Source organism: Agrobacterium sp. 22-221-1, from assembly GCF_053522445.1.
Window position 1 is genome coordinate 186,313 of record NZ_JBNWCL010000009.1, and the last position, 11,322, is coordinate 197,634.

General features: G+C 59.6%; 10 protein-coding genes. 2 read left to right on the top strand and 8 right to left on the bottom strand.

What is annotated here, in order from left to right; all coding sequences use genetic code 11:
• Positions 1 to 19 precede the first annotated feature (19 nt).
• The 8 genes from ACQZ5N_RS16065 to ACQZ5N_RS16100 all read right to left on the bottom strand — a co-directional run bounded on the left by ACQZ5N_RS16065 (position 20) and on the right by ACQZ5N_RS16100 (position 8,983).
• Positions 20 to 925: a UTP--glucose-1-phosphate uridylyltransferase gene (locus ACQZ5N_RS16065; protein ID WP_448733440.1), complete on the bottom strand. Its 906-nt coding sequence runs from the start codon at positions 923 to 925 to the stop codon at positions 20 to 22.
• 67 nt (positions 926 to 992) lie between these two features.
• On the bottom strand, positions 993 to 1,988 hold the full coding sequence (locus ACQZ5N_RS16070) for a glycosyltransferase family 2 protein (RefSeq protein ID WP_448733441.1): 996 nt from the start codon (positions 1,986 to 1,988) through the stop codon (positions 993 to 995).
• The gene (locus ACQZ5N_RS16075; protein WP_448733442.1) at positions 1,988 to 2,932 is read right to left on the bottom strand and encodes a glycosyltransferase; all 945 of its coding nucleotides are present in this window, start codon (positions 2,930 to 2,932) and stop codon (positions 1,988 to 1,990) included. Before ACQZ5N_RS16075 ends, ACQZ5N_RS16070 begins: the two co-directional genes overlap by 1 nt.
• Positions 2,929 to 3,927, bottom strand: coding sequence for a glycosyltransferase family 2 protein (locus ACQZ5N_RS16080; RefSeq protein ID WP_448733443.1), 999 nt, complete (start codon positions 3,925 to 3,927; stop codon positions 2,929 to 2,931). The genes ACQZ5N_RS16075 and ACQZ5N_RS16080 overlap by 4 nt, the downstream gene beginning before the upstream one ends.
• Before the next feature lie 17 nt (positions 3,928 to 3,944).
• Positions 3,945 to 5,126, bottom strand: coding sequence for a glycosyl transferase family 1 (locus ACQZ5N_RS16085; RefSeq protein WP_448733444.1), 1,182 nt, complete (start codon positions 5,124 to 5,126; stop codon positions 3,945 to 3,947).
• A gap of 61 nt (positions 5,127 to 5,187) precedes the next feature.
• Positions 5,188 to 5,979, bottom strand: coding sequence for an endo-1,3-1,4-beta-glycanase ExoK (gene exoK / locus ACQZ5N_RS16090; RefSeq protein ID WP_448733445.1), 792 nt, complete (start codon positions 5,977 to 5,979; stop codon positions 5,188 to 5,190).
• A gap of 4 nt (positions 5,980 to 5,983) precedes the next feature.
• The gene (locus ACQZ5N_RS16095) at positions 5,984 to 7,132 is read right to left on the bottom strand and encodes an acyltransferase family protein (RefSeq protein WP_003522134.1); all 1,149 of its coding nucleotides are present in this window, start codon (positions 7,130 to 7,132) and stop codon (positions 5,984 to 5,986) included.
• Between the two features lie 372 nt (positions 7,133 to 7,504).
• Positions 7,505 to 8,983, bottom strand: coding sequence for a lipopolysaccharide biosynthesis protein (locus tag ACQZ5N_RS16100; RefSeq protein ID WP_149743354.1), 1,479 nt, complete (start codon positions 8,981 to 8,983; stop codon positions 7,505 to 7,507).
• Between the two features lie 118 nt (positions 8,984 to 9,101).
• Between ACQZ5N_RS16100 and ACQZ5N_RS16105 the strand changes: the two genes are divergently transcribed.
• Complete coding sequence (locus tag ACQZ5N_RS16105; protein ID WP_059755880.1) at positions 9,102 to 10,067, top strand: glycosyltransferase family A protein; 966 nt, start codon at positions 9,102 to 9,104, stop codon at positions 10,065 to 10,067.
• Between the two features lie 52 nt (positions 10,068 to 10,119).
• The gene (locus tag ACQZ5N_RS16110) at positions 10,120 to 11,088 is read left to right on the top strand and encodes a polysaccharide pyruvyl transferase family protein (protein WP_448733446.1); all 969 of its coding nucleotides are present in this window, start codon (positions 10,120 to 10,122) and stop codon (positions 11,086 to 11,088) included.
• Positions 11,089 to 11,322: the final 234 nt, after the last annotated feature.

Consider the following 11,322-nt stretch of genomic DNA (forward strand, 5'->3'; position numbering starts at 1 on the left):
CCCGGCGGCGCGATTAAAGTCAGGCCGCCTGGACGCGGCTTTCGTGGTTTGCCACCAGTTCCTTCACCGAAGCGAGAACCTGAGCTTCCATGTCGGCGCGCATCAGCGAGAAGGCGACGTTGGCGGCGATGAAGCCCTGCTTGCTGCCGCAGTCGAAAGTGCGGCCGCTATATTTCTGCGCATGGAAAGACTGCTTTTCGGCAAGCCGCTTCATGCCGTCGGTCAGCTGGATTTCATTGCCCGCGCCGCGCTCCTGCCTGGCGAGAATATCGAAGATTTCCGGCTGCAGGATGTAACGGCCATTCAGGTAATAATTCGAAGGCGCTCTCGAAGGTTCCGGCTTTTCGACCATTTCGGTGACGGCGAAACCGTGATTGACCTTCTGGCCGACGCCGACGACGCCATAGGACGAGACTTCTTCCGGCAGGCATTCCTCGACGCCGAGAATATTGCCGCCGACTTCGTCATAGAGCTCCATCAGGCCAGCGATGCAGCCGCGGGCGCCATAGGAAACCATGTCAGGCAACAGCAGGGCGAAAGGCTCCTTGCCCACCAGCTCGCGCGCACACCAGACGGCGTGGCCGAGACCGAGCGGCACCTGCTGGCGCGTATAGCTGACAGTGCCGGCAACCGGCAGCATCTTTTCAAGCTGCAGCACCTGCACGGTCTTGCCGGAGCGGGTGAGCGTGTTGATGAGTTCCGGCGCGCTGTCGAAATAGTCTTCGATGGCGGTCTTGTTGCGGCTCGTCACGAAAATAATGTGTTCGATGCCGGCCTGCATGGCTTCGTCAACGGCATATTGCACGACCGGACGATCCACGATCGTCAGCATTTCCTTCGGCATCGCCTTGGTGGCGGGCAAAAACCGTGTGCCGTTGCCAGCTACGGGAATGACGGCTTTTCTGACAGTTTTGTTCAGGTCCATCGCGTTCTCCTTCATCAAGGTTTGATCTGTCCCCAGTCCCCGCGCAGATTTCGTCCACGCGTCAATTTCACGAAATCTGTCTTTTCACCCCAGTATTCGCTGCGGGCGCAAACATCGCATCCCGCAGCCTCCTCAGCCGCACCGCTATCGGCATTCTTAAGTGCCCCAGCACGGCAGGATCCCTTATCGTGGTCTTCAAGGCGCCCAGTATCGAGCGGCTCTTGATGTTTTCCACCAATGTCAAAAAATTATGCGCCAGCCGCAGGCTGCGGGCTCTCGCCTGCTGCGCATCCATGGCGGCGGGTAGCAAAGTGTAATGGCTCAGGAATTCCTGATCCGCCCGCATCATCGCTTCGACGTGGTGCAGTTCGAGCACGCGCGAAATCGAGCCTTCGCGGATATTGTAGACATAACCCGGCTTCGGTTCGATGACGCAGAGACCGCCGGCGGCGAGCGCCGAGGCGAGCAGGATATAATCCTCGCCGATGCGGATATCCTCGCGAAAACGCAGTCCCTCAACATTGAGGAAATCGCGTCGGAACATCGGTTTCATGTAGCCAAAGTTGAAGGTGGCGCGGAACAGGATGTTGGAGGAAATGAAGTCCTCAAGCGTGAGAACCGGCCGTTCCTCCAGAAAGTCTTCCGGAAACATCGTCTCCATCGGCCTGCCGTCGGTATAGACGACATCGAGATTATCGACCGCAATCGCCGCATTGGCGGCTTCCGCCCGGCACATCATGCAGGCGGAGCGCTCCGGGCGGATGACATCGTCGGAATCGAGCACGGCGATCCAGCGTCCCGTCGCGGCTTCGATGCCGGCATTGCGTGCCCCGCCCGGACCGAGGTTTTCGGCAAGAGCAAGCAGGCGGACGCGTGGGTCGACGATGGCGATACCTTCCACGAGCGCAATGGTGCCATCGGCGGAACGGTCGTCGACGACGATCACTTCCAGCGTCACACCCTGCTGGTCGAGTGCGCTTTGAATGGCGGCTTCAATCGTATCGGCGGCATTATAGGCGGCGATGACGAAGCTGATATCGGGCGGCGAGGCAAGGTTTTCCATCAGGTCGCCTCCACCGCGCCATACTGGCGGATTTCACGCACGCCAAAAGCGCCGCTCATCGAGCCCATATGCAATGCACCGCGCAGCGCATAACGGTTGCGGCGCACGGCGTTGAAACCGTTCAAGGCGGCGAAGACGGCGCAATACAGCACTTTCGAACCTGCCTTCAGCACCTGCACCACGCGGCGTATACCGGGTTTCCTGTCCGCCAGCACACGGCCATGGGTCTGGCCGGAGCGGAAGCGGCGTTTGGCAAGCCACATGAAGCTTGCGCGGTTTTCCGGCACCGGTTCGGAGAGCATGGCATCTTCCGCAAAAACGATACGGCCGCCGGCGGCGTGAAGATGCGAAAAGAAATGAGTGTCCTCACCGCCGCTCTGGCCGAGCGCCAGCGCGAAGCGCCGGCCCTTCACCGAGGGCGCATCCATCTTGAGCAATGTGTTGCAGGTATAACCGGTGATGATCTCGCCATTGACCCAGACCGGAACGGTCGAGTGGAAATCGCCGCGTTTCATCCAGCCCGGCGCATTGTCCCGGTAAACCGCCGTTACGGGGCCGAGGACGGCTTCCGCGCCGGTCTCGTCGGCCTTTTCCAGAAGGGCGCAGAGCCAATGCGGCGGCGCGGTCTCGTCATCATCGATGAAGGCCAGATAATCCGCCCTGCATTCCGACAGGCAGGCATTGCGGGCAATCGAAATATTCGATTTCGGGCAATGCACATAGGTAATCTCGAAGGGCGCGGTTTCGCGCAGGCGATCGACGCTCGCCCTGGCGCTCGGCTCCTCGTCATTATCCGCAACAATCAGCCGAACTTTCACGCCTTCCGGCACGTCCAGCTCGAAGAGTGACAGAAGTGTGGCGATAAGTGCGGGGCGTCTGTAGGTGCAGATGCCGATATCGACGGTTTTCGAATCATCTGGGCGGGTGACGGTGTTGTCGGTCATGAGACAGCCTTTCTTCCCCGGAATTTCAGGAGTTCCAGCCAGAAGCCGGTGGACCAGGCCAGATGCATCACCATCGCCGAAAAGGCGGCGAGCGGGCCGTATGGGTTTTTCTGACCTATTGCCATCCACAAGCCATAACCCACACATGCGGCGATCCAGAGGCCGAGCGGAATAAGTGCCGCCCAATGCACAAGCGACAGCAGCGCCAGGATGAAAACCGGCAGCACGGCGAGCGGGATCATCTGGCGGATTTTCGGGATAGAGCGATGTTTCAGGAGGTTCTTTGCCCGGCCGCGGCCATAGGCGAGATATTGCCTGAAGAGCGGCATGACGCTCGCGCGCGGATAATAGGTCATGCGGGTCTTGTCGGTCATCCAGATGCGGAAACCCGATTTGCGCAGGCGGAAATCCAGCTCGGCATCCTCATTATGGCTGAAGCTTTCATCATAACCGCCGACCGCGTCGAAAGCGGCGATCCGCATCAGCGCGTGGTGGCCATGGTCGATCCAGTGGCCTTTCGCGCCTTCGCGGTGCTTGGAGCCGCCATTGCCGAGCTTGGAATTCTGGGCGATGGCCGTCGCCTTCTGAAACAGGCCGTGGCCGACGGTATCCATGGCGACGACGACGGAATCCGCGCCGGTGCGCTCCGCATCCTCGATCAGCCGCTGGCAATAATCATCGGGATAATCGCCATGGGCGTCGATGCGGATGAGGTAGTCGAAATCCTCGCCGAAGGTGGCGACGGCAAGGTTGATGCCGGCGCTCTGGATGCGCTTCGGATTGGCGAGAAGCGTCACGCGGTCATCCGCCGCCGCAAAGGCGGAAACGATATCGCGGGTTCCATCCGTGCTGCCGCCATCGGCAACCACGATGCGGAAAAGACGCCCCTGCATCGCGCCGGTGAATTTGACAAGCAGCCCCTCGATCGTCTTCGCCTCATTGAGGCAGGGAATGACGATCAGCGTTCTGATGCCGGAATGACCAAGACCTTCCATGATTTGCCCCCTACGCACTACACGGGTGAAAACTGCGCTTCACGGGCATGGCCGGAAGCGGATTTGGCGAGAGAGGACAATTGCTGCACCAGCAGACGGCAATCGTCGCGGTCGGTCAGCCATTGTTTCCTGTCGAGTGCCGAGAGGGTGTTGAAGGCGTCCGCATAGGTTTGCGGGTTCATCCGGTTAAACAGCGCGGCGAGATCGTCAGCGCCCGCATGTTGCAGGACGAAGCCGATATCGCGCTTTTCGATGAAGCGGGCGGTTTCCGTGCCGGCAAGCGCAATCGGCAGGGTGCCATAAAGGCAGCCCTCGTAAAGCCGGTTGGGCAGCAGCCAGCTGGAATTCTGGCCTTCCTCGAAAAAGTCTATCGCCCAGGTGAATTGCACCTCGTTATAGATGGCGGCAAGGTCTTCGGGGTTCTTGTAAGGCCCATGGAAATGCACATGCGGGGCGGCGGCTACGAAGCCGTCGAAATCGGCAAATTCCGAATAGGCCGGCCGGCCGCGCAGGATGATTTCGACTTTGCCCTGCATTTGACGGGCAAATTCGGCAAGGATTTCCAGCGATTTGCGGCAGCGAAGCGCGCCGAACCAGCCGATTTTCCACGGTTCGCCGGGGGCGGGCGCGCGTGGCTGCGGCGCGGAGGCAACAGTGGCGTCGAGCGCCAGCACCTTGTTTTCCTGCAGCAGGACGGGAAGATCGAGGCCCGACACGGGCTTGAAATAATGCTCCACGAAGGCCGGAGAACTGGTGATCAGCAGCTTTGCGTCGCGTGCGAAATAACGCTGCGCGGCATTCAGCATCTGTCCGGGCTTGCCCGTGTTGAGAAGCAGGCGGTGAATGTCGAGACATTCATAAACCAGCGCCGGCTGCCCGGCATAGATCGACATGGCCCGCTTTGCCAGCGCCAGCATTTCCAGATTTCTGGCGAGAATAACGTCGGGGGCGGGGATGCCGTTCAGGGTCTTGCCGAGCGAGAGGCTGGCTTTCGCCACCGCCGCCATGCGCTGCAGAAACTGCCCGTCGGCGGTTTCCCCGAGCACGACGGGTAAGACGCCTTCAATCTCCGCCAGTCGGTTCTGTCCGCGCCGGAAGCCCACCAGCGTCACCCGCGCCCCGCCCGCAAGCAGGGTCAGCACCCGCCGACGAATGGCGGGGTCCGACAGATCATGCGCGAGATATAGAACGTGGGTCATGCAAGGGTCCGGTTGGTTCATGCGTCAGAGACGCCGCGGATGACGGGTTGGTTCAAAAAAATCAGTTGAGGGCGCAGGCAATGGATTCCGGGAACTGGCATTTGTCGCCGAGCGCCGTGAAGGCAAACCGGTCGACGATCATTTGCGTTGCGCCGGAATAGGAGAAGGCGCCCATCCAGTCTCTCAGCGTATCGGTGCCCCACAGGCTGAAGAAAATCTTCTGGGCATTCTGGGGAATTTTCGACTCGTCCGTCACTTCATGGACGAGCTTGCCGTTGACGTAATAACGCAGGCGCTGCGGCTCCCAGACGAAGGCGTAGTCGTTGAAGCCGGCATCGGCTCCGCCTTCCACCGGCACCAGCTTCTCATTGCCGCCCTTGGCGGAAATATACTGGTTCAGCTGCACCTTGCCCGTGTTCTTGCCCAGAACCTCGAAGTCGATTTCATCGTGCGGCTTCTTGTCGGTCGGGCCGATATAGGTGAAGAAGGCGGAGTTGAGGCCCGAGCCGGTGGCGGCCTTCATGCGTGCTTCATAGGTGCCGTAGCGATAACGGCCCTTGGTCTGGATTTCACCGCAGGCGAATTTGCGGTCTCCAGCCTTGGCTTCTTCGAAACCGAGTGTCAGCTGGCCGTTCTCCACCGTCGCCAGTTTCTTCGACCAGGTGCAGTTCTGATGCGCGCCATTGTTCCAGCCGTCGGACACGTACCAGAAGCTTCTGTCCATGGAATCGAAGTTCTCGATGAAGGATGCGCCATTGCCTTCCTGTGCCTGGCCCGGCGTCGCAAAGGGAGCGGCCAGAAGGGCTGCGGCGAGAAGAATGCGTGTCTGAACGCGGGTGACAAATGTTGTCATTGGTTCACCTCTGTCGTTGCGAATAAAGCGTTTCGGATGTCGGCGGGCCGATCATGGCGGCTCGTTTTGCCGCAAAATCGGCCTTCGTCTTGCCTTTGCCGCTGCGACTTCCGGTCAGCACGGCATAGACGGCCGGCAGGTATTTGCGGGTCTGGGCATTGCTGACCACCAGAATGACGAAGGCGGAGAGCGTCGCGCTGATATAGAAGGCGGGGTAGAAATCCGGCCCGCCCTTGTTCCACACCATCCACATGATGACGAGCAGCGGATAATGGGCGCAGAAAATCCAGAAGCTCAGGCTGCCGGTTTCGGCAAGTCGCTGACCAAGCCGGCTGCGGATCAACAGCGCAGAAGACGCCCAGAAACCGAGCGCGCCGAAAACGGCAAGCAGATTGCGGGACATGTTGAGCCAGAAGGTGAATTCCGGGCCGGTGAAATAAAGTCCCGTCGCCAATATGGCCGAGGCGGCAAAGGTCAGCGCCATGATCGGCACGGCATAGGGGTCCAGCGCCTTGACGTCGATACGATGAAGCGCGAGCGCAATGCCGAGCGAGAAGCTGAAAAGAATGGATTTCTTCTGAACGATGAAAATCGTCAGGTCTGGCATGGCGGTGATGAAGAGCAGGATGGCGAGCGTCGGCAGGGCGAAACGGCGCATCAGAAAGGCGAGCACCGGCGACAGTAGGATGCAGACGAAGAGGTCGCGCAGGAAATACAGCGGCACATTCACCGGCAGTTCCTCAAGCGCCGTTCCGTGGCTGATGATTTCACGCGGGCTGGCATTCCACAGATCGGGGAAATACCCCACGCCGACATCGAAGAGCTGGATCAGCAATACGGCCGCAAACAGCGCGCCATTCCACAGAAGGAAAGGCAGCAGCACGGTTTTCGACTTGGAGCGGATCGTCGCCGGATAATCGAAACCGCTCATGCCGCGGCGAAACAGCAGATAGCCGGAAATGGCGCTGAGACAGGGCACGCCGATGCGAAACAGCGCATCGCCCAGGAAAACCCGCAGCCAGTCGAAGAAACCGTAAAGGCCGAGAAAAGGGCTGGTTTCGGCATCGTGCGGCACATGGACGAACACGATCCCGGAGATCAGCAGTATGCGCATCAAATTGATACGGGAGGATAGGTTCTGATCGACAGTCACATCAGTCACCCCTATTGGGCGGCGTCCACCCACGCCGCGTTGCAACCAGAGCGAACTTAAGCCCGCACTGGAAAGTCTGGTTTCGACTTTGGGATAAAATGTGGCGACGCGGGAAAAACACAAGCTTAGATTTTGCGGGTGAATGTCTGGCGTTTCGGTCATTCCTGTCGCTGTAAAAATTCAAATATCTGAAATTACTGGTATTTTTCTAAATCTGGTCATCGTTAAAAATCGCCGAAGCGTGTGAAATTGTCATTTGTCGTGATATTGCGCTGCAAAAAGAACCGCCATCACGCCCTGCCGCGGCGAGGGAAATCACCGCGGAAAAGACCGGTTAACGGCGGAAATGAGGCGCGTTTTTCTATGGTTGAACTAACCTTGGGTTGCAGTATCCCGCATACGCCGCGATTTGACCATTCCGAGAATTTTCCCGAGCAGCGCCCGTTCGGTCAGCAGGATCAGCACCGCATAGATGACGCCGCCGACGGCAGCGCCGATGAGAACCTGAAGCGTGGCATTGGGAACGCGCTCAGCCAGAAGGTGAAGCAGATAACGTACCGCAACGGCCATCACCAGCGCCGCGATCATCGGCCGGCTGCTGACATAAAGGCCGCGGAAGAAGGGCGTATCGCTTGCCTTGAACACCGCCCAGGAATAGGCGACCAGCGTTACCGCATTGACGATGCAGAGCCACACCATCGCGTCGATCAGGGTGCCATAAAGCGCGGCAAGCCAGACCGCGACGGTGGTGACGATGGCGCGGATGGTCGCCGACCAGAACAGCACGCGGCCGTAACCTGCTCCCTTCAGATACGGGATGAAGGTGCTGCACGGCGTCAGAATGGCCTTGGACAGGGCGAGCAGACCGAGGACCGGCCAGGCATAGGCCCAGTTCTGCCCGAAGATGACAAGCATGGCCGGCTCCGCCACGGCCCAGAGGCCGAACATCATCGGTGCCAGGAGCACGGTCAGCACCTGCGTACTGAACATCAGCGCATCGCGCCGGCGCTGCGGGTCGTCCATCATGCGGCTGAAGGCGGGAAACAGGACACCCATGACGGCTGACAGAACCACCTGGTTGGGAATGCTGGCAAAGCGGTTGGAGGCGGAGTAGGCGCCGGCATCGGCCAGACCCAGGTGTCGGGCAATGACCACCATCGGCGACTGGAAGGTAACGAAATTGGCGATTTCCGAGCCCATCAGCCCCGAGCTGAAGCCGAGAAGCGGCACCAGCCGGCGCGGTTTCATGACGAAGCGCGGGCAATAGCGCGAAACGGCATAAAGGCCGACAAGCCGGATGAGGGCCGCGGCAAAAAGCTGGATGATCAGCGCCCAGACGCCGAAGCCCATGAAGGCGAGCGCGACCGCGACGATGGCAGCAATGCTTTCCGACGCCATGCTCCAAAGCGCATCCTTGCTGAAATTCATGCGCCGGGCGAGCAGCGAATAGGCGACATCGCCGGCAAGCTGCAGCGGAATGAGGAAGGCCATGATGCGCAGCAGGTAAGCGCTTTCCACCGCGCCCAGCAGCCCGCCGAAAAATTCCGCGAAGATGTAGAGGACTGCGGCCATGGTGCAGGAGATGGCGAGATTGGCCCAGAAGACGGTATGGATCGTTTCCATATCCTCTTCCTTTTCGACGATGAGGGCAGAGGTCAGCCCCGCGCCGGCGATCATCGTCAGGAACTGTACAACCGTTAGTCCTACCGCAACCACCCCGAATTCCTCCGGGGAAAGCAGTCTTGCGAGAATTGGGACCGTGACAAATTTAAGCCCGAATGTCCCTGTTTTTGATAAAACGCTCCAGCCGACATTCGTGGTGATGGTCTTTACATTTGGCGCTGGGGGCATACAAGCATCCTGTTTCTGGAGGCCGGCGGGAGGAAAGCCGGTTGGGAGTTGCCGATACCATCGGGGCCGCTTTTAGGATCGGGCCCGACACTTCTTGATCAACGCAAGGGGCGAAACAATGGCAAGATTTACTGTCGTCATTCCCTACTACCAAAAGCAGCACGGTGTCTTGGGACGTGCACTCGCATCGGTTTTTGCGCAGACTTACCAGGATTTCGATCTTGTCATCGTCGATGACGAATCGCCATACCCGATCGATCAGGAACTTGCGGAACTTTCGCAGGGTGAGAAAGACCGGATTCTCGTCATTAAACAGGCCAATGCCGGCCCGGGCGGCGCCCGCAACACCGGTCTGGACAATGTGCCTGACGGCACGGACTATGTCGCCTTTCTTGATTCCGACGATATCTGGACACCCGATCATCTGCAGAATGCGGCCTTTGCGCTTCAGACCTATGGCGGCGAGTGCTACTGGGCATCCATGCAGGCAAGTGACGAATTTTATTATCATTTCGCCATTTCCGAGCTGGAGAAGAATGAGGGCGCGGCACGGCTTTCCGAGAAGCCGCTGGTGATCGAACTGCCGGATCTGGCAAGTGTGATGCTGCGCAACTGGAGCTTCCTGCATCTCTCCTGCATGGTGATCGGCCGTCCTCTTTTTGAGAAAATCCGCTTTGACCCGGCGCTTCGTCTGGCGGCGGAAGACGTGCTGTTTTTCTGCGATTCCATCCTCGCATCGAAGCGCACGCTTCTCTGTGACGACGCTGGCGCGATGCGCGGCATGGGGGTCAATATCTTCCACAGCATCGACAATACCTCGCCGGAATTCCTGCGCCAGCAGTTCAATACCTGGGTAGCGCTCGATACGCTGGAGGGGCGTTTTTCACGCCGGCCGGACGATGTCGCCTCCATCGCTTCCTATAAAAACACGGCGCGCAAACAGGCGCTGTGGAGCCAGGCGGGCAATCTGAAACGGCGCAAGGCGCCCGAATTCGGGCTGCTCCTGAAATGGGCGATGCGCGATCCGGCACTGCTGCGCGCCGCTTTCGAGCTCGGTGCTGGAAAAATCGTCCGCTCCAGATGAGCGAATTCTCGCCCGCAAGAATTTATATGTTTTTTCACCCAGGAGTGACCTCATGAAACCTTACCACTGGGAATCTCATCACGGAAATTTCGGTGACGATCTCAACCTGTGGCTGTGGGATTTTCTGCTTCCGGGCCTGCGCGATGTGCATGACGATGTCATGCTCGTCGGCGTCGGCACCGTGCTGAACGACGTTCTTTTGCCCGCAAAGCAGCGCAAGCTGGTGATCGGCAGCGGTTATGGTTATGGCGCGGTGCCGGATATCAGCGCCGAGTTCTGGGATATTCGCTGCGTGCGCGGCGAAAAAACCGCCGCCAAGCTGGGGCTCGCGCCCGAAAAGGGCATTGTCGACCCGGCCGTCATGGTCACCGAGATGCCCGATTTCAAAGGCCTGCCTAAGCTCTACAAGAAGACCTTCGTTCCGCACTGGGAATCGGCGGAATTCGGCATGTGGGAAACCGTCTGCGAACCGGCGGGGCTGACCTATCTCGACCCGCGCGGCGAGGCGAAAGCGGTAATCCGCGCCATCGCCCAGTCGGAATTCATCGTTGCCGAATCCATGCATGGCGCAATCCTTGCCGATGCCTTCCGCGTGCCATGGGTCGCGGTCAGCACCTCGCCGTCGATCAACAGCTTCAAATGGAGCGACTGGGCTGGCAGCGTGGGTGTCGAATATCAGCCGCGCTATGTGCCGGTTTCGACCCGCGCCGAGGCGGCGAAAAAGGGCTCGCGCTTCTGGGGCATGAGCTTCCCGCCGCCGCCCGGCCCCGTCATTGCCGAGACCGGTTCCGTTCCGGCGCATGAGGGCCCGGCGCATGAGGGTGACGTGCTGGTGCGGCCGCAGGAAACGCAGCCTCGGTCATTGCGCAAATTGGCCAAGCAGGTGCTGGCCGCGCCTTCCACGCTGGCGCTCTGGCAGGCAAGCCGCGCGGAGCCGCGTCTCAGCCCGGATGGCCGGCTGGAAGAGCGCAAGGAGCGCTTTGCCGCCGTTCTGGAAACGGTGAAGCGGGATTATCTCTGAGGGCGAAGAGTGGATGCGGCAGAGAATTTTCTGCCGCCTTCGCTTGAGGATGCCATCCTCCAGGGTCTCTATCGTCATGCTCGGGCCTGTCCCGAGCATCTGCAACCGACCGATCATACGATACGTGAGTAGATCCTCGGGACAAGCAACCGTGGATCTACTGTGCGAATGCCGGGTCTGATCGAGCGATTGCGTTGAGGATTGTGATGAGCTTTCGCACGGTTGCGATGATGG